The sequence below is a fragment of the Desulfovibrio sp. genome (assembly GCF_014803725.1).
Classification (GTDB): Bacteria; Desulfobacterota; Desulfovibrionia; order Desulfovibrionales; family Desulfovibrionaceae; genus Desulfovibrio.
Genome location: NZ_JAAVBE010000003.1, coordinates 67,204 through 92,064, shown reverse-complemented (window position 1 = coordinate 92,064; position 24,861 = coordinate 67,204). Strand labels below are relative to the sequence as shown.

The 24,861-nt window shown below is 65.7% G+C and carries 24 protein-coding genes; 8 read left to right on the top strand and 16 right to left on the bottom strand.

Going from position 1 to position 24,861, the window contains the following annotated elements; all coding sequences use genetic code 11:
• The first annotated feature begins 22 nt into the window (after positions 1-22).
• Together HDR50_RS00725 and HDR50_RS00720 are read left to right on the top strand one after the other, a co-directional pair.
• Positions 23-709 (top strand): hypothetical protein, encoded by a 687-nt coding sequence (locus HDR50_RS00725; RefSeq protein ID WP_291355090.1) that lies wholly within the window; start codon positions 23-25, stop codon positions 707-709.
• A gap of 50 nt (positions 710-759) precedes the next feature.
• Positions 760-1,062 carry a hypothetical protein gene (locus HDR50_RS00720; RefSeq protein ID WP_291355088.1) on the top strand — a complete coding sequence of 101 codons (303 nt, stop codon included), beginning with the start codon at positions 760-762 and terminating at the stop codon, positions 1,060-1,062.
• Positions 1,063-1,098: 36 nt separating this feature from the next.
• Here the strand turns inward: HDR50_RS00720 and hypE are convergent, their stop codons facing one another.
• The 7 genes from hypE to HDR50_RS00685 all read right to left on the bottom strand — a co-directional run bounded on the left by hypE (position 1,099) and on the right by HDR50_RS00685 (position 8,810).
• Positions 1,099-2,106, bottom strand: coding sequence for a hydrogenase expression/formation protein HypE (gene hypE, locus HDR50_RS00715; RefSeq protein WP_291355086.1), 1,008 nt, complete (start codon positions 2,104-2,106; stop codon positions 1,099-1,101).
• 29 nt (positions 2,107-2,135) lie between these two features.
• The gene (gene hypD, locus HDR50_RS00710; RefSeq protein WP_291355084.1) at positions 2,136-3,254 is read right to left on the bottom strand and encodes a hydrogenase formation protein HypD; all 1,119 of its coding nucleotides are present in this window, start codon (positions 3,252-3,254) and stop codon (positions 2,136-2,138) included.
• Between the two features lie 3 nt (positions 3,255-3,257).
• Positions 3,258-4,313 carry an N-acetyl-gamma-glutamyl-phosphate reductase gene (argC, locus tag HDR50_RS00705; protein WP_291355082.1) on the bottom strand — a complete coding sequence of 352 codons (1,056 nt, stop codon included), beginning with the start codon at positions 4,311-4,313 and terminating at the stop codon, positions 3,258-3,260.
• Positions 4,314-4,359: 46 nt separating this feature from the next.
• Positions 4,360-4,647, bottom strand: coding sequence for a DUF1844 domain-containing protein (locus HDR50_RS00700; protein WP_291355080.1), 288 nt, complete (start codon positions 4,645-4,647; stop codon positions 4,360-4,362).
• 169 nt (positions 4,648-4,816) lie between these two features.
• Positions 4,817-6,007 carry an alanine--glyoxylate aminotransferase family protein gene (locus HDR50_RS00695; protein ID WP_291355078.1) on the bottom strand — a complete coding sequence of 397 codons (1,191 nt, stop codon included), beginning with the start codon at positions 6,005-6,007 and terminating at the stop codon, positions 4,817-4,819.
• A 21-nt stretch (positions 6,008-6,028) separates the two neighbouring features.
• Positions 6,029-7,207, bottom strand: coding sequence for a class I SAM-dependent rRNA methyltransferase (locus HDR50_RS00690; protein WP_291355076.1), 1,179 nt, complete (start codon positions 7,205-7,207; stop codon positions 6,029-6,031).
• A gap of 1 nt (position 7,208) precedes the next feature.
• Positions 7,209-8,810, bottom strand: coding sequence for a hypothetical protein (locus HDR50_RS00685; protein WP_291355074.1), 1,602 nt, complete (start codon positions 8,808-8,810; stop codon positions 7,209-7,211).
• A 259-nt stretch (positions 8,811-9,069) separates the two neighbouring features.
• Here HDR50_RS00685 and mgtE point away from each other — a divergent pair, with 259 nt between their 5' ends.
• The 5 genes from mgtE to HDR50_RS00660 all read left to right on the top strand — a co-directional run bounded on the left by mgtE (position 9,070) and on the right by HDR50_RS00660 (position 15,900).
• A complete protein-coding gene (gene mgtE, locus HDR50_RS00680) occupies positions 9,070-10,527 on the top strand; it encodes a magnesium transporter (RefSeq protein ID WP_365816319.1) in 1,458 nt (485 codons plus the stop codon).
• Positions 10,528-10,968: 441 nt separating this feature from the next.
• Positions 10,969-12,222 carry a hypothetical protein gene (locus HDR50_RS00675; protein WP_291355070.1) on the top strand — a complete coding sequence of 418 codons (1,254 nt, stop codon included), beginning with the start codon at positions 10,969-10,971 and terminating at the stop codon, positions 12,220-12,222.
• Positions 12,223-12,559: 337 nt separating this feature from the next.
• Complete coding sequence (hlyD, locus tag HDR50_RS00670) at positions 12,560-13,564, top strand: secretion protein HlyD (RefSeq protein ID WP_291355068.1); 1,005 nt, start codon at positions 12,560-12,562, stop codon at positions 13,562-13,564.
• A complete protein-coding gene (locus tag HDR50_RS00665; RefSeq protein ID WP_291355066.1) occupies positions 13,561-15,357 on the top strand; it encodes an ATP-binding cassette domain-containing protein in 1,797 nt (598 codons plus the stop codon). The genes hlyD and HDR50_RS00665 overlap by 4 nt, the downstream gene beginning before the upstream one ends.
• A gap of 42 nt (positions 15,358-15,399) precedes the next feature.
• Entirely contained in the window at positions 15,400-15,900 is a 501-nt protein-coding gene (locus HDR50_RS00660; protein WP_165079492.1) for a VUT family protein, read from the top strand.
• A 3-nt stretch (positions 15,901-15,903) separates the two neighbouring features.
• Here HDR50_RS00660 and tgt read toward each other — a convergent pair whose 3' ends face one another.
• The 4 genes from tgt to HDR50_RS00640 all read right to left on the bottom strand — a co-directional run bounded on the left by tgt (position 15,904) and on the right by HDR50_RS00640 (position 19,379).
• A complete protein-coding gene (tgt, locus tag HDR50_RS00655; protein ID WP_291355063.1) occupies positions 15,904-17,046 on the bottom strand; it encodes a tRNA guanosine(34) transglycosylase Tgt in 1,143 nt (380 codons plus the stop codon).
• Between the two features lie 84 nt (positions 17,047-17,130).
• Positions 17,131-18,003 (bottom strand): hypothetical protein, encoded by an 873-nt coding sequence (locus tag HDR50_RS00650; RefSeq protein ID WP_291355061.1) that lies wholly within the window; start codon positions 18,001-18,003, stop codon positions 17,131-17,133.
• Positions 18,004-18,005: 2 nt separating this feature from the next.
• Complete coding sequence (locus tag HDR50_RS00645; RefSeq protein ID WP_291355059.1) at positions 18,006-18,635, bottom strand: MBL fold metallo-hydrolase; 630 nt, start codon at positions 18,633-18,635, stop codon at positions 18,006-18,008.
• 45 nt (positions 18,636-18,680) lie between these two features.
• Positions 18,681-19,379: a DsbA family oxidoreductase gene (locus HDR50_RS00640; RefSeq protein WP_291355057.1), complete on the bottom strand. Its 699-nt coding sequence runs from the start codon at positions 19,377-19,379 to the stop codon at positions 18,681-18,683.
• Between the two features lie 158 nt (positions 19,380-19,537).
• Between HDR50_RS00640 and HDR50_RS00635 the strand changes: the two genes are divergently transcribed.
• Positions 19,538-20,188 (top strand): TetR/AcrR family transcriptional regulator, encoded by a 651-nt coding sequence (locus HDR50_RS00635; protein WP_291355055.1) that lies wholly within the window; start codon positions 19,538-19,540, stop codon positions 20,186-20,188.
• Positions 20,189-20,317: 129 nt separating this feature from the next.
• Here the strand turns inward: HDR50_RS00635 and HDR50_RS00630 are convergent, their stop codons facing one another.
• The 5 genes from HDR50_RS00630 to HDR50_RS00610 all read right to left on the bottom strand — a co-directional run bounded on the left by HDR50_RS00630 (position 20,318) and on the right by HDR50_RS00610 (position 24,825).
• On the bottom strand, positions 20,318-21,004 hold the full coding sequence (locus HDR50_RS00630) for a flavodoxin (RefSeq protein WP_291355052.1): 687 nt from the start codon (positions 21,002-21,004) through the stop codon (positions 20,318-20,320).
• A 222-nt stretch (positions 21,005-21,226) separates the two neighbouring features.
• Positions 21,227-21,826, bottom strand: a complete 600-nt coding sequence (locus tag HDR50_RS00625; RefSeq protein ID WP_291355050.1) for a PqiC family protein — start codon at positions 21,824-21,826, stop codon at positions 21,227-21,229.
• A complete protein-coding gene (locus HDR50_RS00620) occupies positions 21,826-22,791 on the bottom strand; it encodes an MlaD family protein (protein ID WP_291355048.1) in 966 nt (321 codons plus the stop codon). Before HDR50_RS00620 ends, HDR50_RS00625 begins: the two co-directional genes overlap by 1 nt.
• Positions 22,788-23,690: an ATP-binding cassette domain-containing protein gene (locus tag HDR50_RS00615; protein ID WP_291355046.1), complete on the bottom strand. Its 903-nt coding sequence runs from the start codon at positions 23,688-23,690 to the stop codon at positions 22,788-22,790. The genes HDR50_RS00620 and HDR50_RS00615 overlap by 4 nt, the downstream gene beginning before the upstream one ends.
• Before the next feature lie 7 nt (positions 23,691-23,697).
• Positions 23,698-24,825 carry an ABC transporter permease gene (locus HDR50_RS00610; protein WP_291355044.1) on the bottom strand — a complete coding sequence of 376 codons (1,128 nt, stop codon included), beginning with the start codon at positions 24,823-24,825 and terminating at the stop codon, positions 23,698-23,700.
• Positions 24,826-24,861: the final 36 nt, after the last annotated feature.

The following is a 24,861-nucleotide window of genomic DNA, read 5'->3' as shown; positions in this document are numbered from 1 at the left end:
CACCATCACCAGAGGGGGAGCCATGGAAACTTCCACAAACACTTTGCAGCAGGTGGCGCTGAACGAATTAAACGAAATTTTTGTGATGGGCATGGAAAAGTTCAAAAGTGCTTGTGATAAGCATGCGCCGTTTTGCGTGAGTTCTGCCGGCTATATCAAATATATTCCCGAGCAGTGTTTTGTGACCTACTTTTCGTGGGCGCTGATTGACGCGGGGTTCTCTGTTTTCAACGAGCAGACGGTCGGCTGCCCGGCACAATCCCAAAAAACGCAGCGTTTTGATCTGGTAGCCCGGAGATTCGGCGAAAAAGAGAAAATGATCCAGCTCAAGGTGGAGGCAAAGGGAAATCTGGATGGAAGATATGAAGAAATCCTTTGGGATATTGCGCGAATGGAAAAGTATACCGTGGCCTTCCCGAACCTGGAAGAAAAGGGGCTGCATTTAAATGCGCGCGATAGCGATTTTTCCTCACATTTCAACGCTATTATCACGCAGAACTGGGGGCTCGCCGCATTGTCCAACTGGTGGACGAGCGACGCTCCCGGGGCTCCGAAAGGTCGGGGGAGCAAGTGGGGACTTTTGAAGGAAAAACTTCTTGAGGCGAAAAAGCGTGGCAAGTTCACCGTGCTGAAATCCAAAAATGGCTATAGTATCGATGTCCTCTACGCCTTTTTTGAGGACGGCCCGAAGGACCAGAGCCACGCATAAGCCGGGATGAGTTGCCCGGCTTCAACCCCAACAGCAGAATGGAGGACGTGATGGCGGAATTCCGTTTCGAGAACAACCAGTTGAAGAGCCGGACAGGAAGCACTCTCGGCCGCATCGACCGCAGTGAGGTGCGCGATCGTTCAGGCGCCCTGCTCGTAAAAATCATCAATCAGGACATCCGGGACAGGACGGGCGCGCTGCTGGCGCGCGTCAGGGGCGATGTGGTCGAGGACAGCCATTCCCGCAAGATCGGCAGCATCGTTGGAATCAGAAAGGAAATCGACGGCGCGAATCTGCTTGACCCCATCTATGCGGCCGCGCTCTGGATCTGCTTCATCAGGCGCGGGCTGTAGACCGCGATATGCTCCGGGCCAAGCGCCGTCCTGGGCCTAGCAGATGCGCGGCAGTTGCGCGCCCTCGAGCATGGAGAGCAGGCGCGAGCCGCCGATGCGCGTGCGCAGGGAGACCTGGCCCGCCGGGCCTTCCGTGACCGTGCCGATGCGCGCGGCTTCGCTGCCGTAGGGCGAGGCGCGCATGGCAGCCAGCGCGGCCTCGGCCTTGTCCGCGGGCAGGATGCAGATGAGCTTGCCCTCGTTGGCGAGATAGAGCGGGTCGAGCCCGAGGAAGGAGCAGCCGTCGCGCACGGCCTCGTGGACGGGGAGCGCCGCCTCGTCGACCTGGATGCCCACGCCGGACTGTTCGGCGATCTCGTTGAGCGTGGTGGCGAGGCCGCCGCGCGTGGGGTCGCGCAGTGTGTGCACCTCGCCGCAGGCCGTGATGATGGCGTGCACCATATCGGCGAGCGGCGCGGAATCCGAGCGCACGTCCGTAAGGAAGGAAAGATCCTCACGGCTCGCCATGATGGTGAGCCCGTGGTCGCCGAGGCTCCCGCTCACGAGCACCGCGTCGCCCGGGCGCGCAGCATGGCCCGAGGGCACGGGATGGGCGTAGATCTCGCCCACGCCGGAGGTATTGATGAAGATCTTGTCGCAGGCCCCGCGCGGCACCACCTTGGTGTCGCCGGTGACGATGGCGACGCCGGCGCTCCTCGCGGCCTGGCCCATGTCCCTGGCCACACGCTCCAGCGTCTCGAGGGGCAGCCCCTCCTCAAGGATGAAGGCGCAGGTGAGCCAGCGCGGGCGCGCGCCGAGCATGGCGACATCGTTGACCGTGCCGTGCACGGCCAAGGTGCCGATGCTGCCGCCCGGGAAAAAAAGCGGCGTGACCGTGTAAGAATCCGTGCTCATGGCGAGCGGCCCCCGCACCGGGGTGAGCTCGGCCGCGTCGTCCAGCCGTTCGAGGAGCGGGTTGGTGAAATGGCGCAAGAAGCACTGGCTCACCAGCCGCTGGGAGGCGAGGCCGCCGCTGCCCGCATCCAGAAGAAGACAATCGTCCATGAGAGGTCCTTATGGGCCGCGCCGTGCGGTCAATGCGCGGCGTACTTGAAATAGGCCGCGCAGCTCCCCTCGGTGGAGACCATGCAGGGCCCCACGGGCGAGGCCGGCGTGCAGGCCTTGCCGAAGAGCGGGCACTCGGGCGGCGTGATGCGGCCGCGAAGCACCGCCCCGCAGCGGCAGCCCGGGAGCGGCGGCGTTTCGGCAAGCGCGATGCCGAAGCGCGCCGTGGCGTCGAAATCGGCCAATTCCGGCCTCAAGCCAAGCCCGCTTTCAGGGATGCGGCCAAGGCCGCGCCAGAGCGCGTCGCCGGGCGCGAACACCTCGTCCATGAGGGCGCGGGCGCGGGCATTTCCGCCGTCGGCCACCGCGCGGGGATAGGCGTTGACCACGGCCGGTGCGCCGTCGCGCCGCATCTCGGCCATCTCGCAAAGCGCCAGCAGGATGTCCGCCGGGGCGAAACCGCCCACGGCGGCGGGGACCTTGTGTTCCGCCGCCAGGAAGCGGAAGGGGGAAAGCCCGAGCACGGTGGCCACATGCCCGGGCAGGAGGAAGGCCTCCACCTTGCATTCCGGGTCAGCGGCGAGAGCCCGCAGGGCCGGCGGCACGAGCTTGTGCATGGAGAGTACGGAGAAGTTTTTGAGCCCCTGTGCCCGCGCTGCCAGCACGGAGGCCGCCACCGTGGGCGCCGTGGTCTCGAAGCCCACGCCGGCGAAGACCACCGCGGCACCGGGATTTTTGGCGGCGAGGCGCACAGCGTCCAGCGGGGAATAGACGATCTCCACGCGCGCGCCGGCCGCCTGGGCGTGCTTGAGCGAGCGGCCCCCCGGGCCGGGCACGCGCAAAAGGTCGCCGAAGGTGGCGAAGATCACGCCGTCGCGCCCCGCGAGGTCGAGCATGGCCGCCACTTCGGCGTCATGCGTCACGCAGACCGGGCAGCCCGGCCCCGAGAGATGGGTGACGGAGGCGGGCAACAGCGAGCGCAGGCCGCTCTGGAAGATGGAAACGGTATGCGTGCCGCAGACTTCCATGAAGCGCAGGCTTGCGCCGTCAAGGGCGGCCTCGAGCCGGCGCAGGAGTCCGGCGCAGAGTTCCGGGTCCTGCACCGCGGCTTCGAGGCGGGCGCCGGGGTCGTGCTGCGTCTCGTCCATGGCTTACGCGAGGGGCGCCAGGTGTTCCATGCCCGTCTCCACGGGGAGGCCGCACATGAGGTTCGCGTTGGCGAGCGCCTGNCCGGCCGCGCCGCGGCACANNTTGTCGATGACGGACAGGATGACGAGGCGCCCGGTGCGCGCGTCCACGNCGAGNCCGATGTCGCAGAACATGCTGCCGCGCACNTGCCGCGTTTCGGGGAGGCTCCCNGCCGGGAGCACGCGCACCCAGGGGCTGGCCTCCCAGGTGCGGGNAAAGGCGNCNTGCGCCTCCTCCAGCGTGAGGCCNGGNTTCTTGATAGTNGTATAGATGGTGGAGAGGATGCCGCGGTTCATGGGCACGAGATGCGGCGTGAACTCNAGCCGCACGTCCTCGCCGGCCACGCGCGAGACCTCCTGCTCCATTTCCGGNGTGTGCCGGTGCCGGGGGAGGCCNTAGGCGCGGAAATTGTCCGACACTTCGCAGAAGAGCGTGGGNACGGNNGCCTTGCGGCCCGCGCCGCTNGCNCCGGACTTGGAATCCACGATGATGCCGCCNGGCTCCACNAGNCCGTTCTTGAGCGCGGCGTACAGGCCGAGGATGACCGAGGTGGGATAGCAGCCCGGGTTNGCCACGAGCNTGGCGCGGGANATCTCNGCCGCNTANAGCTCGGGCAGGCCGTAGACCGCNCGGGGNANCACNTCGCGGCAGNTGTGGGGCGCGCCGTACCACTCCTCATAAACTCCGGCGTCGTGCAGGCGNAAATCGGCGGAAAAATCCACCACCTTGACGCCGGCCTCGAGCAGGGGCGGNGCGAGGCGCATGGCNGTGCCCGCCGGNACGGCCATGAACACGAGGTCGCACTTTTTCGCGGCCTCTTCGGCGTCGAACACGCTGATGACCACNTCCGCCCCGGGGAGATGGCGCAGGAAGGGATAAAAATCCCCCAGGCGCNTGCCNGCCTCGGCNCGCGAGCAGGCCAGCNTGAGNCGCATGGCCGGNTGCGCCGTCAGAAGGCGCGCCAGCTCCATGCCCGCATAACCGCTGATGCCCACAAGGCCCACATTGATGCTTTTCATGGCACTCCCGCCCNTTGAGTCAGGAAANNAAAGNCCCGCGCGCCGGTCAGGCGNCNGCGCCCTTGCCNGCGNCNNCNGANNCCGCCTTGGCGTCGCTGTTGATGACGAACTTGAGGTGCAAATCGCAGAGNATCTGGTCGAGNAGCGCGCGCTCCTTGGCGTTGAGCCCGCCCTCGGTCTTCTGGCGNAGCATNTCCAGTACGTCGATNTTGTGCCGCGCGAGCAGAAGGTCGCGCGTCACGCGGCCGGTGGCCGGNTCCGGCACTTCGCCGAGGCCCACCAGCGCGGCCGAGGCCAGCGAAATGATGAACGCGGAAAAGGTCACTTCGGGCATGGGGCTCGGGCCCGCNCANGCNCCGGAACAGGCNCCGCANCCTTCCTTGCNGGCGCCCTGGGAACTGGTCTTGTCAGTCATGAGAACCTCGTTGGCCGACGGTTNGCCGCGANCGCGGTTTCGCNCNCGGCTCCCCAAAACATAAGGCCTCNCCCGCGCGAGGCAAGGCCTAGCTGCGGANGCCGGCCCGGGCNGGGATGATGCCGGGCCCNAGCTCCAGCGCGGCCCGGTAGGCGCTCATGGCCGTTTCGAGATAATCGCGCGCCGCGGAATAGCCGCCCATGCCGATGAGGCCNCGGTCGAGNGCGTAAAGCCCGGCGAGCGCGTCGGCCCAGTCCACCCAGCCCATGTGGCCGATGCGCACGATGCGGCCCTTGAGCTGGTCCTGNCCGCCGGCCATGCACACGCCCCAGTCCTCCATGGCGAGGCGNAGCACNTCGCCGCCATTGACGCCNTCNGGNAGCCACACGCTGGTGAGGCCCCAGGCGAAATGNTCCTTNGCGAGCGGNGNNAGCCCCATGGCCGCCGTGCCNGCGCGNACGAGCATGGTGAGCGCCCACTGCTTGGTGTANANGAGGTCGAGGCCGTTCTCNAGCAGCATGTCGAGGCTCGCGTCCAGCCCGACGATGAGGTTGACGGGCGTGGTGAAGAGCGTCTGGCCCTTGAGCACGTTGTCGCGCTCNCGCGGCAGGTCNAAATAAAAGCAGCCCGGCCGCGTGGCCTCGGCCTTTTTCCAGGCGCGCGGCGAGAGCGCCAGCAGNGCGAGCCCNGGNGGCAGCATGAGGCCCTTTTGCGAGCCGGTGAGCAGNCAGTCGAGCTTCCAGTCGTCCATGGGGCAGGGCGAGATGCCCACGGCNGAGATGCCGTCCGCCACCANNAGGGCCTCGCGNCCGACCATGAGGTCNGCCACCTGGCGCACGGGNTGCANNACGCCCGTGGANGTCTCGCAGACCTGGATGAGCACGCCCTTGATGGACGGGTCGGCGTCGAGCGCGGCGGGCACGTCCTCGGGGCGCACGGCCTCGCCCCACGGCACGCGCAGGCTCGCCACGGCAAGGCCGCGCGAGGCCGCGATGTTGCGCCAGCGCTCGCCGAACTTGCCGCCCTCCACCACCAGCACCTTGTCGCCCGGCTCGAAGAGCGAATACACGGCCGCGGTCATGGCGCCCGTGCCCGAGCAGGAAAGCGGAAGCACCGGCCCCTCAGTGCCGAAGAGCAGGCGCAGCTTTTCCTGCACGCGACGCATGATCCCGGCGAACTCACGCTTGCGGTGGTGGATCATGTCCTGCGCGAGGGCCAGGCGCACGCGCTCGGGCAGCGGGGTGGGGCCGGGGGTGAGCAGGCGGACTTTGTTGAACATGGTGTCTCCGGGCTTGGCCGCTCAGTCGAAGCGGACGATGCGGCATTTGAGGTAGGCCGTTTCGGGCATGGCCACATGCACGGGATGGTCAGGCCCTTGCGCGCCGGTATAGAGGAGGCGCGCCGGGCGCCCGAGCTTCGCCGAGGCGTGGGCTATTGAGCGCCCGAGCTCGGCCCCGTCGAGGTGGTGCGAGCAGGAGGACGTGGCGAGCACGCCCCCGGGCGCGAGCAGGCCCGCGGCCAGAAGGTTGATCTTGCGGTAGGCGGCGACGCCCTGGGCCGCGTCCTTCCTGCGCTTGATGAAGGCCGGCGGGTCAAGGCTTATGAGCGAAAAGCGCCGGCCGGCCTCCGCCAGTTCGCCAAGGCGCTGGAAGGCGTCGCCCAGCATGGTCTCCACGGGCACGCCCGGGGCGTTGGCCGCCATGTTGCGGCGGGAAAGCGCAAGTGCCGGCTCCGAGGCGTCGAGAAAGGTCACGGAGCGGGCGCCATGTGCCGCCGCCGTGACGCCGAAGCCGCCCACATAGGAAAAAATGTCCAGCACGTCCGCGCCTTTGGCATAGCGGGCGAATTCGCGCCGGTTGGCCCGCTGGTCATAGAACCAGCCGGTCTTCTGGCCCTGCGCCGCCGCCACGGTGAAGCGGCAGCCGTTTTCCGGCACTTCGAGAAATTCCGGCACAGGCCCGGAACTCTCCGGCAGACGGGAAAGCCCTTCCAGGCCGCGGGCCGGGATGTCGCTGTCAAAGCGCAGGGAAGCGGGATGCACGAGCTCCTCGAGGGCGCGTACGATGAGCTCCCGGCGTGCTTCCATGGCCGCCGTGCCCAGCTGGAGCGTTAGGTGGGCGCCGTAGCGGTCGATGACGAGGCCAGGGAGGTAATCGCCCTCGCCGTGGCAGAGACGGTACCACGGTTCGGAAAAATACTGCTCCCTCGCCGCCAGCGCCGCGGCCAGCCGTTCGCGCAGGAGGCTTTCGTCCAGCGGGATGCCGGGCCTTTTGCTGTGCAGCCGCCCGCAGATGAGCGAAGCCGGGTTGACGCAGAGGCTGCCGAGCGCCTTGCCGCGCGCGTCCAGCAGGGTGGCCTCCTCGCCGGGGGCGAAGTCCGTGAGCGGGGTCTTTTTGGTGTCCACCTCGTTGGAGAAGACCCAGAGGTGCCCCGCGCGGATGCGGCGGTCTTCATCCTTTTTAAGGACAAGGCTGCGCATCCTAGCGGCCCCCGCTCCCGACCTGGCGCATGGCCTGCCCCAGAGTGAGCGGCCCGGGCGTGGCCTCGGCGCTCACGAGCGCCCCGGCATTGCCCTCGCCCACGGTGACGATGGCTTCCAGCAGGTTGAAGGACTTGCGCGCGGTCAGGGCGAGCGTGCCCGGCCGCTCCACAAAGGTCTCGAGCGCCGCGCGCAGGGCCGCGTTTTCCGGCGTGGGCCCGGAGCAGAAGCGGGCGAGGCCCACCTTGAGGACCATCATGGCCGCTTCCGCCGAGGGCATGAAGCTCGCTGCGAGCCGCGGCAAAAGCCCCGCATCGGTGTAGCGCAGCGAGGCGCCCGAATAGGTGCCGCGCAGGGCGGCGAGCTCGGCGCCATAGCCCTGCGGGTCGAGCGTGAAGGCATAGGCCACGGTGCAGAGCTCGCGGGCGGCGATGGTGCCGCTGTGCTGCTCCGGCCCGGACGGGCCCGCGCCCGTGCCGCGCACGGCGAGCGTGGCGTCGAGCGCGAGCGTGGAGAGGCCGGGCAGCGCGAAGCCCCCAGCCTGCTCAAGCGGCGCCGTGGGCATGGAAAAGCCCTCGATGGCGAGCTCCTGATCCAGCGGCTTCGTGGCGCGCCAGGTGAGGGCGGCGCGCTCGAGCTTGAGGTCGCTGCCTGCCGGGGCGTCCGCGATGGGCACGACAAGGCCGGTGAGGACGCAGGAGCCGGCCAGCGGCTCGGGGCCGGACAAGGCGGTCTTGAGGGCTTCCTGAAGCCGCTTTTCCGAGACCGTGGGCCGGGCGAGCTCCTCCAGGAGCGGCCGCAGCAGCGCCTTTTCCGGCAGGGCGATGGCCTCCTCGCGCAGGGAGGCGATGCTGACGGCCTGCCCGTCCGGCAGATCGCAGCGGATGCCGCGCGCCTCCTGCTCGGCCATGTGGCGGCGCTCGAGGCCGCGCGTGAGAAATTCCGCGCAGCTCAGGGAAAGGCTTTCGTCGCTTTGCGGCGCGTCCATGGCGAGGGCGAGGCCGCTTACACGAGAGTTCGCCACGGCGAAGCCATAGAGCCAGTCGAGGGCGTCAGGCATACTCCCGGCGGGGCGGCCTGTGAGGAGGACGCGCAAAAGGGCGCCGTCCACGGCCACGTCATTGGCCGCGGCGTCCGTGGCGGAAAGATTCATGGCAAGGCCTGGCTCGGCCACCGCGCAGGTGAGCTCCCGGGCGTCCATGCTGTCGGCCACGGGGATGAGCTCCGCGCCGGGCTCCCCTGTCGGCAGGAGGAAGCGCGCGAGCGGCGTGGTCAGAAGCATGCCGCGCACGGTGAGCCGCAGCTTGAGCTCTTCGGCGGTGGAGAGGAAGCTGCCCCGGCTAGCGCCGCCGTCGCCCGTGAGCGCACCCTGAAGGCGCACAGTGCGCAGCGTGAGCTCGCGCGAGGGGAGGGAAAACTGCACTTCTTCCACTTGCGGTTGTTCAAGGGCGATGCCCCGGTCGGCGAGCGCCGCGGGGAGCCCGGCCAATTGGCGGCGCGCGGCGTCCTCCACAAAGCCCGGGGCGAGCGCGCAGGCGAGGCCGGCTAAGGCCGCCAGAAGCACGAGGACGACGATGGCCGCGCGGCGGGGAAGATTCTTCATGGATTCCTGTCCTCGGCATCCTGCGGCCGGTGCGCAGAAAGGTTTGGCGGGCCTTGGGTGCACCGGGGGGCTTGTCCCACGGCGGGGCGCATGGTAAAAGCGGCGTTTATGCCGGTGGCGGCGCAAGACGCCGGGGGCCTGTGGCCGATGCCCGCAGGCCGGCACCCGCGCAGCCAACCCCGGGCAGCCGTGCCGGGCTGTTCATAAAATGCCCTGCGCCGCGCGTCAAGCAAGGCCCGTTGAGGAAGAGGGAGCCCACATGACCGACTCTGGCGCCGACCAGCACCGCCCGCTTGCGGACAGCCCCGAAGCATCGGGCGCGCGTGCCGGAACCGGGGCTCCCGCTGCCGCCGCGCCCGAGGACGGAGCCAGCCACCGGGGGCGGGGCGAGAAGGGCGAATCGCGCGGCCTGAGCGTGCCCGACATCTGCCTTGACGCCGGGGAAGAGGCGGAGTTCATCCATCCCGCCGACCTCGCCGACCATCTCGAAAATCTCAGTCTCGAAAAGCGCGTCTGCGCGCTCAGGCACATGTCCACCGAGGATGCGGCCGAGGCCTTGGCCGAGCTCGAGGGCAACGCGGCCGTGGACGTGCTCGAGAATCTCGACGCGGACGTGGCCGCGCAGATCATCGCCGAGATGGCGCCCGACGACGCCGCCGACGTGCTCGACGAGCTCGACGAGGAGCACCGCGATGTCCTCCTCGAACGGCTCACCCGCGAAGATTCCGAAGAGCTCCGCAATCTCCTCAATTTCGACCCGGACTCCGCCGCCGGCGTCATGAACACGGAGATCATCCTGCTCGAGCATGATCTCACAGTGGACGAGGCCATCGCGCATATCCGGCGCGAGATGTACGCCGACAAGGAGAGCCCCTATTACGGCTATGTGGTGGACGACCACGATATGCTCGTGGGCGTGCTCTCCCTGCGTGACCTCATGCTGGCGCGGCCCGGCACCGTGGTGGGCGATGCGGTTTCGGGCCAGAACGTGGTCAGCGTCACCTATGACACGGACAAGGGCGAGGTGGCGAACCTGCTCTCGCACTACAATTATCTCGCCATGCCCGTGGTGGACTACGAGGGCCACATCATGGGCGTCGTCACCTATGACGACATCATGGACATCATCCACGATGAGGCCAGCGCCGACATGCTTGGCATGGTGGGCGCGGACCCGGAAGAGAGCGTGGACACGCCGTGGCTCGAGAGCGTGCGCAAGCGCCTGCCCTGGCTCGCCGTGAACATGCTCAATTCCGCGCTGTCGGCCTCGGTGGTCTACATGTTCGAGGGCACCATCGCGCAGATGGCCGTGCTCGCCGTGCTCATGCCCATGGTGGCCAACCAGGCCGGCAACACGGGCCAGCAGGCGCTGGCCGTCATGATCCGCCAGCTCGCCACCGACCGCTTCGACCACCGCAAAGCCTGGAAGGCGGTCTTGCGCGAGGGCAAGATCGGCCTCGCCACCGGCCTCTTCATGGCGCTGGCCTCCTTTCTCGGCGCCTGGTGGTTCACGGGCAACCTGATGGTCGGCGGCGTCATGGGCGGCGCCATCCTCTGCGACATGTTCCTCGGGGCCGTGGCCGGGGGCTCTATCCCGCTCATCTTCCGCGCGCTGGGGCGCGACCCGGCGCAGGCCTCGAGCATCTTCTTGACCATGCTCACGGACGGCGCGGGCTTCTTCATCTTCCTGGGGCTTGCGTCGCTGATACTTTTTTGATAATAGCAGTATGAGGAGGCTGTCATATACCGTGTGGCCTCACCATACACAAACTCACACCGCTGGCTCCACCGGCAGGCGCCGCTCCCAAACTCTCCCTTGTCATGCCCTTCAATGGTTATCAGTATCGGGATTGCGTCGCCTTTAGGCACGTCGTCGGCATTTCTCTTGGCGGCGATAAGCAAGTATTTTTTATGGATTGCCTCCTTTTTCGGCACAAGGCTCGCTGGTCGGCAAAAGACGAAGTCCTTCCCTGCGGCGCCGTGGTGGCGGCAATGTGCACTGCGGATATGACAATCACGGCCGGGCTCATCGGGTTCGGGTGGGACCCGTATGGAGCAGGGTTTGGCCACCCGGGTCGGCTTTGTGGGCGACTTTTTCTTTCGTAAAAAGCTTGTGTTCTGAAGTATGGAAGAGGCTTTTCCACCGCAGGAGGGTTGAATGCAGGGGAGATTTTCGGCAGCCGTACATGGCGTTGAGTATTTTATTGACGCCTTGGGCTTTAAAAGGTTTGCCTTTGCTCTTTCATTTCTCGTGGTTCTGGCTGCCGTCATCAGGGCGAGTACTACGGGTCTGTTTTATGACGAGGCATTTACCTACCTTCACTATGCGCGTGTGGGGAATTTTTTGGGGGGAGGCCAAGTATTAAATAACCATCCATTAAACACGATACTTATATATATCTTAGAGGTGGTGAGCGGGGATAGATATAATGATTTTATCATCAGATTGCCAAATTTAATATTTTATGGATTTTATTGTTATGGTGCATACCTTATTTCTTTCAAATTGAAATTTAGATATTTAATATTTTCATTATTCATACTTAATTATTCCTTATTTCAATTTTTTTATCAAGCGCGGGGATACGGGATTGCAACTTCGTGCATTATGCTTGCCTGTTATTTTTTTATTGAATTCATTAATAATGAGGTGCGTTCTAAATTTGACTGTTTCATTCTTTTTTCCTCCCTCGCCGTCTTGGCGAATGGAATATGCATTTATATTACCGCATCCCTCTTGATTGCCTGTTATTTTGGCAATCGTTCTTTTTTCTATATCAAAAATTATATATATGAAATTATAATTTATTGTTCCGTATGCATTGGCATGGGATGTTTCATGTTTTATGTGACGAGAGCAGGGTACCCCATTCATTCTGGGGGATATGAAATGTTTTTTTTGGGAATTGGAAATGAGATTTTTTTTAAAGTGAAATTTCTTTCACTTATTTTCAGCGTAAGTATATGTGCAGTTCTATGTTATTCGCTTCTTTTCGGCCAGAAGCCTCTTTTTACCTACGCGTGCGTAATATATGTGATGCTTGCTGTGGCCGGACATCTTGCCACAGGGCGTGGGTTCCCCATAGACAGAGTGCTTTTACCTTTTTACCCATTGGTGATATGTGCCGTTGCATATGGTATCCAGTCTTTAAAGATACATAAATATATCTCATTTTTCTGCATACTCATACTATCTATAACTTTTCTTTCCCAATTCTTTTTGATTAGAGAGACGTATATGAGTGGGATTTCGAAGAGAGATGAAGTCCGTGCATATTTGTTTTCAAATGCATTACCCCTTACTGATGATATGAAAAAAAATATTAGCACCATAATTAATGGGCATCCAAGTGGAGATTATTATTTTGAAAAATATAAATATTTAAAAAATAAGTATAATAAAGAAAATTAATGTTTTTATAGAATATGGTAAATAAATACATATTTTTAAAATATCTGAATACATAAATTAGATAGCAGTTTATGTGTCAATTTATAAATTGATATACTATAACTCCATGTGCTTTTTAGTTAAATTTTTTTCGAAGGTACTTTCCTCTTTGTTCCCGGACCTGACTTTCTGTTTATGCGGGTAGGCGTGAGGCCACCCAATGAAGACGAAATATATTCAGAAACACGCCATTGTCTACTCCTTGCTGGACACGAGAATGTCCCGCGCCTATCATTAAAAACGGCAGACGGAGGGGCGTGAGCCCGGTTTGTGCGAGGATGCATTCGTGAGGCGGCACATGGCATTTTTCCCCAAGGCACGGTGGCTCGTCATTGGGATTTGTGCGCTCGCCTGCGTGGGTGTCGCTGCATGGGGCTGGCATCTTTATACTGGCCACACGCACGGGGGCCTCGTCCTCTTCGGCAATGTGGACATCCGCCAGGTGGACCTCGGCTTCCGCGTGGGCGGGCGCATCGAGTCCGTGCTTGTGGACGAGGGCGACACAGTGGCCGCGGGAGAGCCGCTGGCCAGGCTGGATGCGGACATCCTGCGCCAGCAGCGCGACCAGGCGGCCGCCCGGCTCGCCGGCCAGAAGGCCGACCTCGCGAGGCTTGAGCGCGGCTACCGCGCGGAAGAGGTCGCCCAGGCGCGCGCTCAGGTGGCGGCGGCCAGGGCCGTGGCCGAAAACGCGGCCATCAATCTCCAGCGTGTCACCGCCATGCGCCAGAGCAACGCCATCTCGCAGAAGGAGCTCGACAATGCCCGCGCTGCCGACCGGGAGGCCGCGGCCCGCCTGCGCTCCAATGAGGACCAGCTCGACATGCTCCTCTCCGGCTACCGTGAGGAGGACGTGCTCGCCCAGCGCGCCGCCGTGGCCGCGGCCGAGGCCGGCCTGCGCCGGGCGGAGATTGACCTTGCCGACGGTGTGCTCCGCGCGCCGCAAAAGGGCGTTATCCTCACCCGGGCGCGCGAGGCCGGGGCCATCGTGCAGCCGGGGCAGACGGTGTATACGCTCACCCTCACCGAGCCTGTCTGGCTGCGCGCCTATGTGGACGAGCCGAACCTCGGCAGGATCAGGCCCGGCATGCCCGTGCGCGTGGCCGTGGACGCGGCGCCGGGCAAGACCTTTCCGGGCACGGTGGGCTTCATCTCGCCCACGGCGGAATTCACGCCCAAGACCGTGGAGACGCGCGAGGTGCGCACAGCCCTGGTCTACCGGCTGCGCGTGCGGGCTGAAGACCCGGAAAATGTCATGCGCCAGGGCATGCCCGTGACCATCTTTGTGGATACGGCCGCGCCATGACGACGGAGCAGGCGGCGCCCGCGCAAGCCTTTGAGAACGCCGCCGCCATCGTCCTGGAGGGCGTGCGCATGGACTTCGGAAGCGGGAAGCAGCGCAAGGCCGCCCTCAGGGGCGTCTCGGCCAGCATCCCCGCCGGGCGCATCACCGGCCTTGTGGGGCCGGACGCCTCGGGCAAGACCACGCTCATGCGCCTGCTCGCCGGGCTCATGGCGCCCACGGGCGGCAGCGTGCGCATTTTCGGCGTGCCTGTGGACGAGCTCTTGAGGCGCGCGCCCAACAGTATCGGCTACATGCCGCAGCGCTTCGGCCTCTACGAAGACCTCAGCGTCATGGCGAACCTTGAGCTCTACGCAAGCCTGCGCGGCGTGGAGGGGGCGGCGCGCGAGGCGCTTTTTCGGCGGCTGCTCGCCTTCACGGCGCTCGCGCCCTTCACGGAGCGGCTGGCCGGGCGGCTCTCCGGCGGCATGAAGCAGAAACTCGGCATCGCCTGCGCGCTTTTGGGCGCGCCGCGCCTGCTCCTTCTGGACGAGCCGGGCGTGGGCGTTGACCCGCAATCGCGCCGCGAGCTCTGGAGCATGGTGCAGGAGCTCTCCAAAGGCGGCATGACCGTGCTTTGGTCCACCTCCTACCTCGACGAGGCCGCGCGCTGCCCCGGGGTGGTCATGCTGGACAACGGGGCCACGCTCTTCGCCGGGCCCCCGCAAGAGCTTACCCGCAGGGCGGAGGGCCGTGTCTTCCTCATCCGCGACCGGGATACGGGGGCCGAGGCGGGGAACGCCCACCGGGAGGAGCTGGCGTACTGGACCATGAAGCCCGGCGTCATCGACGCGCTCATTCAGGGGAGTTCCCTGCGCGTGGTGCTCGCCGCTGACGCGCCCCCGGGCCTTAAGGAAGAAGTCCTCGCCAGGGGCGGCGAGCCCGTGGCGCCCAGGCTGGAAGACGCCTACATGGGCGCGGTGGGCGGCATCGACAAGCGGCCGTCGCCGTACGGAAGGCTCCCGGGGGCTGCCGGGGGAGCGCCCGGGGCGGCATCGCCCCCATCGGGTCCGCGCATCGTGGCCAACCGCCTGACCCGTAAGTTCGGCGACTTCGTGGCGGCCCGCGACATCAGCTTTACGGTGGGCGCCGGCGAGATCTTCGGCCTGCTCGGGCCCAACGGCGCGGGCAAGTCCACCACCTTCCGCATGCTCTGCGGGCTGCTCAGGCCCACCTCGGGCGACTGCGCCGTGGACGGGGTGGACCTTTTGCGCTCGGGCAGCGCCGCGCGCGAGCGCCTGGGCTACATGGCGCAGAACTTTTCCCTCTATCCCGACATCACGGCCCGGGAAAACATCGCCATTTTCGCGGATCTGTACGGGCTCTCCCCCAGGCGGCGAGACGCGCTCCTGCCCCGGCTCGCCGACGCGCTGGACCTCACGCCGTGGCTCAAGGCCCGCACGGGCACCCTACCGCTGGGGCTCAAGAAACGGCTGGCGCTCCTCTGCGCCACGCTCCACGAGCCACCGGTGCTCTTTCTGGACGAGCCCACCTCCGGCGTGGACGTGCGCACGAGGCGCGATTTCTGGAAGCATATCTCCGCGCTCACCGCGGCCGGCGCGGCCGTGCTCGTGACCACGCACTTCATGGAAGAGGCCGAATACTGCGACCGCATCGCGCTCATCTACCGCGGTTCCATCATCAGCGTGGGCACGCCGGACGAGCTCAAGGCGGAGGTCACGGACATGAGGGATCCCACGCTGGAGGACGCCTTCATCGCCCATATCGAGCGCTATGACCGGGAGCACCCGATCTAGGCCTCGCTTGACGCCGGCGCGCCCGTGGCCTAGTGTGCCGCCATGCCTTCGCTCTTCACCTACATGGCGCTCATCGTTGGGGTCAACTGGCTCTTTGTGGTCACGCCGCTCCTGGAACTGCCCAACGGCGAACTGTGGTCCCCGGCGTCGCTCATCGTGGGCTTTGTCTTCGTGGTGCGGGATTTCGCGCAACGCCGTGTCGGCCACCATATCCTCTGGGCCATGCTCGTGGGCTGCGCCGTGAGCTGGTGGATGGCCTCGCCGGAGCTCGCGCTGGCCAGCGCCGCGGCCTTTGCCGTGGGCGAATTGGGCGACTGGGGGCTTTTCACCTTCACCCGCAAGCCCTTTTCGCAGCGCATCCTGCTCTCGAGCCTTCTGGGTGCGCCGCTGGACAGCCTCGTCTTCCTGCTGCTCATCGGCATCGCCTCGGCCGAGGGCATCGTGGCCATGAGCCTGTCCAAGCTGGCGGGCGCCTTTGTGGTCTTCTTCCTGGTGCGCCGCCGCGAGCGGCGCGAGGCCATGCCGGGCGCAGCCCCGGCGTAGGTATCAGAAGTCCGGAATTTCCGCTTTCGCCGCTTCGTCCGGGTAGAGCGCGGCGATGCCGGCCGCATAGGGCGCAAAGCGGTCTTCCAGGATGGCCGCGCGCGCCCCGCGCATGAGGTCGAGAAAATAGGTCAGGTTGTGCAGGGAGTTGAGCCGGAAGGACAGAAGCTCCTTGCTCACGAAAAGGTGCCGCAGATAGGCGCGCGAGAAGGTGCGGCAGGTGTAGCAGCCGCACGCCGGGTCGAGCGGGCCTTCATCTTCGGCATATTCCCGCCTCTTGATGTTGATCTTGCCTTCGGACGTGTAGAGCGTGCCGTTGCGCGCGTTGCGCGTGGGCAGAACGCAGTCGAACATGTCCACCCCGGCCTGGATGCCGAGCACGATGTCGAGCGGCGTGCCCACGCCCATGAGGTAGCGGGCCTTGCCTTCGGGCAGCAGCGGCGCCGTCATGCGCAGCATGGCGTGCAGCTCGGCCTTGCTTTCACCCACGGAAAGGCCGCCGATGGCATAGCCGTCAAAGTCGAGCGCCCTAAGCTCCTCCGCCGAACGCCGGCGCAAATCTTCAAAAAAGCCACCCTGCACGATGCCGAAGAGCAGGTTCGGCCCCGAGCCCGCGGGCCACGCCGCGCGCGCCCGCGCCGCCCAGCGCGTGGTAAGGCCCACGGAGCGCTCGGTATAGGCGTAGTCCGCGCCATAGGGCACGCATTCGTCGAGGGCCATCATGATGTCGGAATGGAGATTGCGCTGGATCTTCACCACCGATTCCGGGGTGAAGAGGTGGCGCGAGCCGTCGAGGTGCGAGCGGAACTCCACCCCCTCCTCGCGGAGCTTGCGCAAGCCGCTCAGGCTGAAGACCTGGAAGCCGCCGCTGTCCGTCAGGATGGCCCCGGGCCAGGAGGCGAAGCGGTGCAGCCCGCCCATCCGCGCGATTCGCTCGTCGCCCGGGCGCAGATAGAGGTGATAGGTATTGCCAAGGATGATGGGCGCGCCGATGGCCGTCAGGTCGTCGGGCGCCAGCGCCTTGACCGAGCCCACGGTGCCCACGGGCATGAAGATGGGCGTGGGGATGACGCCGTGGGCGGTGGCGAGGCGCCCGGCCCGGGCCGCGCCGTCCTGGTGTTCCAGTGTAAAGACAGGGTGAGCCATGGGCGCGAGACTAGCCGCAAGCGCGCCCGCGCGCAAGCGCCGCGTTGCCGGGCGCACGCCGTCACAACCTGCGGGGCGCCCGCTTCACTCTGCCTCCACCACGGGGATGCGCCCCTTGAGCGCCCCGGGGAGCAGCTTCACGAGCGCGGAGAGGCGCTGGTAGTCCTCGCCTTCGCGGTGCTTGAGGATCTGGCAGATCTTTTCCTTCCAGCAATGCGTGGCCGCCGTGGGCATGGGGCAGTCGAGCTGCCACATGGGGTTGTTTTCTATGCTGAACAGCAAAAATTCTTCCCATTCGGGCGTGGCGATGCCGGCGAGCTCGCAGAGCAGGCTGAAGGGCATGGGCGTTTTCGCGTCCCACGGCCATGCCCAGGCGAGCGGCAGGGTGTCGCCGCTGGCCCAGCCCGGGAGGGACTCGTTGGCCGGGATCTCCTTCTGGCAGCGAACGACGCGGATGAAGTTCTCCCACGCGAGGCGCGCGCCGTGCGCGGGCAAATGCCCCTTTCGGTTGCGCAAGAAGCCCCAGGGCTCGTCATGGGTGACGAGGCGGAACACGTAGGAGACGCCCTCCTGCGCGGGTTTTGCCAAATCTATCCACAGGATGCCGCGCGGCCCTTCCGGCTGCGGCGAGAAGCGGCGCATGCCCTCCTTTTGCAGGCCCTCCCAGGCGTCGGCATTTTTCTCCCACGGGTCATAAAAACCCAGGGCCACGGCGGTGGCGCGCTGCTCGCCGTCCTCCAGCACGGGGAGGCCGTCCCCGCGCCGGAGCGTGAAGCTGCCCAGCGGGCGCCCGCTGACCACGGCCTCCCAGAAGTTTTCCACATCCTGCGCGGACCAGTTGAAGCCGGCCGAATCAGCCTTGAGCGCGATCTTCTGCTCGCCGGCGTCCGGGCAGTTCACCTTCCAGGCGGCCACTTCCTCAAGGTCGAGGGCGCGTTGCGTGTTGACGGCGGCCATGGTCAGGCCCCCATATACGCGGGCTTTTCCTCCCCCACGCTGGTGGGCGGCGTGTGGCCCGAATAGAGGGTGGTCGCGTCCGGGAGAGTGAGGATGCGGTCCATGATGCTGGCGTACAGGTCGCGCTCGTTGCCCCCCGGGAAGCGCGTGATGCCCGGGCCGCCCCTGAAGATGGTGTCGCCCACGAAGGCCGCGTTTTCCGCCGCGCTGTAAAAGGTGACGGAATCCGGCGTGTGCCCCGGCGTGGCGATGACGGTGAGCCCGAAGCGCGGGTTCGCCGGCAGGGAGATGAAATCCCCGGGCTTGAAGAACTTCGCCTCGGTGAGCACGGACCAGCGCCCGCATTCCTGGCTCAGGTTGAGCGCCGGGTCGGTGAGGTAGGCCTCGCCGGGAGGCGAGATATAGTAGGGTACGCCGAGCCGCTCATGGAGGAAGGGGATGGCGCCCGTGTGGTCGAAATGCCCGTGGGTCAGCAGGATGGCCTGGATGTCGAGGCCGTTCTGCTCGATAATCTGGAAAAGGCGCTCGGGCTCGGCGCCGGGGTCGATGAGAAAGCCCTGGCGCGTTGCCGGGTCGATGAAGAAATAGGCGTTTTCCGCGAAAACATCCTTGACTTCCACACGCTGGATCATGGCTTGCTCCTGCGGGAATGGGGGAAAGGGCCGCCCTTGCGGCGGTTATTTGCGGCCGAAATCGACCGCGCAGCCCTCGGGGCCGCATTGCTGCGCCGCCGGGGCGCTCGTGCGGTTGCGCTGCAACAGTTCCTTGAAGTCCCGCTCGGAGATGGCCCCGGGGATGGTCATGCCGTCCGGGAAGAGGAAAAAGGGCACCCCGCGCACACCGCGCTCGGCCGCGGCGCGTTCGTCGGCGCGTACTTCGTCGGCAAATTCGTCGGAATGGAGCATGGCGAGGATCTTTTCGCGCTCGAGGCCGGCCTCCGTGCCCGCGTCCAAGAGGGTGGACTCGTCCGCGAGCCTGAGGTTTTTCGTGAAATAGGCCGCAAAGAGCAGTTCGTTGGTTTTGGCGGCGATTTCCTTGTCGCCAGTGGCGAGCGCGAGCTTCATCAGGCGGTGGGCGTCGAAGGTGTTGGTGTATTGCGTGGTCGCGTAGCGGAAGTCGATGCCCGCCTCGCGCCCGAGGGCCGAGATATGCTCGATCTGGGCTTGCGCCTGCACCAGCGGCAGCCCGTATTTGCGGGCAAAGCGGGTGGCCGTGTCGGACTGCACCGTCTTGGGGGCGCCCGGGTCGAGCTCGAAGGCGCGGGGCTCGAACGTGACCTCGGCTTCCATGCCCAGCGCCCTGATGGCGTTGTGCAGCCGGCGCTCGGCGATGTAGCAATAGGGGCACGCGTAGTCGCTCCAGTATATGATGTGCATCTGCGTTCTCCGTTGCCTTGAAGGGGGAAGTGAACTACCATCGGCACAAATGGCCGCCGGGACGGACCTGTCCGCCCTGAAGATTTTATAGCACTTGGCAAAAAAACATGCAATGGCCGGCGCGGCCGGATTTTCGCCGCCGCGCGGGGAGGACGCCCATGACCGAAGAGCCTGTTGCCGAAAAGCGCTCCCAGCGGGGGCGCCCGCGGGAATTCGACCGGGAGCTCGCCCTGCGCAACGCGCTCAGGCTCTTTTGGGAGCAGGGCTACATGCAGACCACCATGAGCCAGCTCTGCCGGGCCATGGGCATCAAGTCGCCAAGCCTCTACTGCGCCTTCGGCAGCAAGGCCGAGCTTTTTCTGGAGGCGCTGGCCTTTTACAAGGCGACCTACTGGGGGCCGGTCTTCGCGCGCTATCTCACCGAGGAAAATTTATATGAGGCGACAAAGAATCTTTTTGCCGCCACAGCGAGGATATTGCTTTCGCCGGACGCGCCCTGCGGCTGCCTGACCGTGTTTTCCGCCCTGACGCTGCCCGCCCGGGAGGAGCGCATCCTCGCCACCATCGCGGACATGCGCGCGGACACGCGCCAGGTCTTCCGGGAGCGCCTGAAAAAGGCCGTGCGCGACCGGGAGATCCCGGCGGATACGGACATCCCGGCCATCACCGGCTCGCTGACCAATTATTTCGAAGGCCTGACCCTGCAGGCGCGCGAGCGGGACATCTGTCAGGCGGAATTGCTCGCCATCGCCGTGCGCGGGGTGAAACTTTTGCCGCCAGTCATGGGAGTGGAAGAAGCGAAGAAGTGAAAATGCCCGAAGGCGTGCCTGGCATTCGGGCGCGGCGAAAAATATCAGGGTGGGACCGCCCTCACCCCAAAAATGAAGGGCCTCGCGCCTTTGCGGCGCAAGGCCCTTCCGCGTTCAGGCGTTGAAAGCTCAGTAGGCGCCGTCGGGATAGATGGCCGGGTTGCCCGTGGTGGTCATGATGAGGGCGTTGCCCAGGCCCTCGAGCCACTTTTCCACGTCCTTTTCCGCGCCGCCAGCGGCCGTGCCGCGCACGGCGAGGCCCTTGAGCACCTTGGAGTGGGGCACCAGCTTCTTGAGGTCGTCCACGCTGTGGCCGAGCCCGCCGCCGCCATGCGTGTCAAAGGGGGCGATGGTGTGGCCGTCGAGCTTGTTCTGCTCCACAAAGGTCCACACCGGCATGGGCATGCTGCTCCACCAGTTGGGATAGCCGAGGAAGATGACGCCGTATTCGTCCGGGTCGGCGATCTTGGTCTTCACGGCCGGGCGCGCGTTCTCCTGCTGCTCTTTCTTGGCGAGGTCCACCGTTGCCTGGTAGTCGGAGGGGTAGGCCGTGGCGGGCTCGATTTCGAGGAGGTCTCCGCCCACCTTCTTGTGGATGATCTCCGCGAGTTTGCGCGTGTTGCCGCTGTGGGAAAAATACACCACCAGCGGCTTCTTGGGCTTGGCCGCGGCAGCGGCGCCGGCGGCCGGAGCCTGGGCCTCCGCGCCCCAGGCCGGGGCGGCGCAGCCCACGAGGGGCAGCAGGCCCAGCGCCAAGGCGCCGGTGGCAGTCTGTTTCAGGAAGAAGCGCCGGGAGGGGCGAAAAGTGGCAGCCATGGGGAACCTCCTTGCGCGGCTTTGCCGCGCGGGCTGGGGGTCGCGTTTTCACCGCCTGAGGCCGGCCGCAAAAACGCAGATGGCGGCAGGGAAGGCCCTGCCCCGTCAGGTGCAGGATAGCGCGGGCCGCGTGCGTCCGTAAAGCGGCGGGAACGGCAATTTCTTGCCTGAAATCTTCGCCGGGCACGCCTATCTTCCGCGTGGGCCGGGGCGCGGCCAACCTCAGCGGCGCTTGAGCAGCGGCGGCAGCTTTTCGGCGAGATAGTCACCCATGCGGCGCACGAGGCGGCTTTCCGCGGCCACGAGCACATTGTAGTCGTTGCCCCCGACCATCTCCTCGGCGGCGAAGATGCCGTCGGCGAGCGGCGCCTCCTTTTTGTCGAGAAGGGTCCAGCGGCTTTCCAGCACAGCCTTTTCGTTGAAATTGCCGTCCAGCCGCTGCACGTCGATGAGCAGCACATAGTCCCCGCCATTGGCCGTGCCCGTGGGCAGCACCGTCACGCCCGCCTCGAGCAGGGGCGGGGTCAGGGTCTCCTCCACCACGCGGCGCACGCCATTGCTCACGGGCTCCGCCCAGAGGTGGAACTCGGCGAGGATGAGGCGTGTCTCGCCCGCAACGCGGCTCACGATATTGTTGCGGTTGAGGTAGCTCGGCACCTCCACCATGGCCACGCGCAGGGTGGCGGGGGGCAGGTCGTCGGCCGTCACGGGCGGCATGCCGCTTTCGAGGAGATAATAATTGGTGGGCTTGCTGCGGCCGCAGCCGGCGAGCGCCGCGAGACCGAGGGCCAGAAGCGCCAGGAGCGTGAGTATGCGGGGCATCAGCGTTTTCCTTGCCTGCCCATGAGCAGGGCTTCGGGGTTGCGTTCGAGCATGTCCGCGAGGTTGCGCAGGGAGCGCACGGCGGAGATGGATTCCGTGAGCAGGCGGCGCACCTCGTTCATGGTGGGCGAATCGCGGCCGAGCGTGTTCTCGGCGGAGTCGGCCACGCGGCGCAGGCGCTCCGCCGCCTGGGCGAGATTGTCCATGGCCGAATGGAAGGAGGCGAGAGCCCCCGGCAGTTCCTTCTGCATGGCGCGGCTGGCGCCGTCCACCTGCGAGAGCGTGTTTTCCAGCGAGTGCCTGAGGGAGCTGTCGGAGAGCAGGCGCTGCGTCTCCGTGAAGGTGGCGGTGAAGGCCTCGATGCCGGCCTTGAGCTGGCCGTTGCCTACGGCGGCCGAGACATTTTCAAGGATGTTGGAGAGCGCGCCCATGAGCTGGTCGATGGGGATGCGCGCCAGCGTGCGCTGGAGCGTGTCGATGGGCGATGGCACCGTGGGAATCTCGAGATCAGGCGTGGCCGAGCGGAAATTCATGGGCGTATCGGGGAAGAAGTCGAGCTCCACGCGGTACTGGCCGGTGATGAGGCTCTGGAGCTGGAGGCGCGCCCTGAGGCCGCGCTCCACCATGCGGCGGATGATCTCCTGCTGGGCGGACTCGGAAAGTGCCCGGCCGCTCGCCCGGATGAAGCTGCGCTCGTCGATGCGGATGGTGACCGGGATGGTCACGTTGGAGTCGCGCGCGTTGGCCACGAGGCTTATCTGCGTGACGCTGCCCATGGGCACGCCGCGGAAGACCACGGGCGCGCCGATGGACAGGCCGCTCACCGAGCCGTCGAAATAGAGCACATATTCCACGTCGTTGTTGAACAGGCGCCCGCCGCCGAGCAGGATGATGCCGAGCGTGAAGAGCACGATGCCCCCCACCACGAAGGCGCCCACCAGGGTTTTGTATGCTTGCGGAGTCATGCGTTTTCGTCCTTGGCCCGTGGTTCGGGGGAAGCGGCTGCTGCGGGCGCGCCGCCGGGTGGCGAGGGGGATGCCGCCGGGCAGCCTTGCGGCCGGAGCGGGTTCTTGCCGCCGCGCGTGAGGAAGAGCAGGGCGTCCTCCTGGGTGTGCGGATCTTCGGCAAGTTCGCGGGGGTTGCCTTTTGCCGTCACCGTGCGCGTCTTCACGTCGAGGAAGATGCCGTTGGTGGCGATGCTGAAGATGCTCGCGAGCTCGTGCGACACGATGACGAAGGTCGCGCCCAGGGTGTCGCGCAGCTCCTGGATGAGCTCGTCCAGGAGGTTGGAGCTCACCGGGTCGAGCCCGGCCGAGGGCTCGTCGAGAAAGAGGATCTCCGGGTCCAGCGCCAGCGCCCGGGCGAGGCCCGCCCGCTTGCTCATGCCGCCGCTGATCTCCGCCGGGTAATAATCCTCAAAGCCCGCGAGGCCCACCAGCGCGAGCTTGAGCGAGGCGAGCTCGCGGATCTCGTCGTCGTCGAGGTCGGTATACTGCTGGAGCGGCAGGCCCACATTCTCGGCCAGCGTCATGGAGCTCCAGAGGGCGCCGCTCTGGAAGAGCACGCCGGCATGCCGCATGGCGGCGCGGCGCTGGGCTTCCGTGCCGCCCCAGAAGTCCACCTTGCCGAAAAATTCCTTGCCGGCCTGCGGGCGCTTGAGGCCCATGAGCACATGCAGGAGGGTGCTCTTGCCGCAGCCGGACCCGCCCATGATGAAGAAGATGTCGCCCTTGCGCACCTCGAAGCTCACATGCCGCATGAGCACATAGGAACCATAGCCCACCTGGAGGTCGCGCACGCTGAGGGCGGAATCCGGCGGCGGCCCGGCTGTGGCAGCGGTGGAGGCAAGCGAGGTATCGGCCATATGTCCCTCAGACGCCGAGCACGTTGCAGATGATGGTGATGATGGCCGTCATGACGATGATGCCCACGATGGAATTGACCACGGCCCGCGTGGTGGTCTGGCCCACGGCCATGGCGCTCCGGCCGCAGCGCATGCCCTGGTAGCAGCCCGCGATGGCGATGACCACGCCGAACAGGGTGCCGTAGACGAGCCCGATGAGGATCTGACGGTAGGGCACCATCTGCGCTGTCGCCTGAAGATATTGCATGGGGTTGAGGTTCAGCATGAGCGTGCCCACGAGGTAGCCGCCGATGATGCCCATGAGGTCGGCGTAGAGTGTGAGCAGGGGCACCATGAGCATGAGCGCGAGCACGCGCGGCAACACGAGGAAGTCCACCGGCGAGATGCCGAGGGTCTCGAGGGCGTCCACCTCCTCGTTGACCTGCATGGTGCCGATGAGCGCCGCATAGGCCGCGCCGATGCGGCCGGACATGACCACCCCCACCATGACCGCGCCCATGACGCGCAGCATGCCGATGCCCACGAGCCCCGCCACATAGATCTGCGCGCCGAACTGGGTGAGCTGCACCGCGCCCACAAAGGCGAGGATGAGCCCGAAGAGCATGCTCGTGAGCGAGATGATGGGCAGCGACTGCACGCCGCACTCATACATGGCGCTGATGAAGTCGTGCGAGCGCATGCGCGAGCGGCCGATGATGAGGTTCCAGACGGCGATGCTCACGTCGCCCAGAAAGGAGAGAAAATCCGCGATGCGCGGGGGGAGCGCCAGGGCGGCCGCGCCGATGCGCTCGAAGGCGCCGCCGCGCTCGGTCTCGCGTTCCGCGCCGGCGCGGGGCGGCACGGCGAAGGCCATCTCGATGAGGCGCTTGAGCCCTTCGGGGAGGTCGAGCGTGACCTTGAGCTTGCGCGCCCGCGCGCGCCGGACGAGCTGCACGAGGAAGACGAGCAGGCTGCTGTCCCAAGAATCGAGGCCGCTTGCGGTGAGGGTGAGCCCGGTCAGGCGCTGGTCGGCAAGGCCGCCGAGCGCCGCGTCGGCCGTTTCCGGCCAGGGGGTGTCCAGGTTCCAGCAGCCGCCCACGCTGACGCGCCAGACGCCGCCGACGGCGCCAGCCGTCACTTGCGGGCTCGTTTCCATGCCGTTATCATATGCCACGCGGCCCGGTAAGCGCAA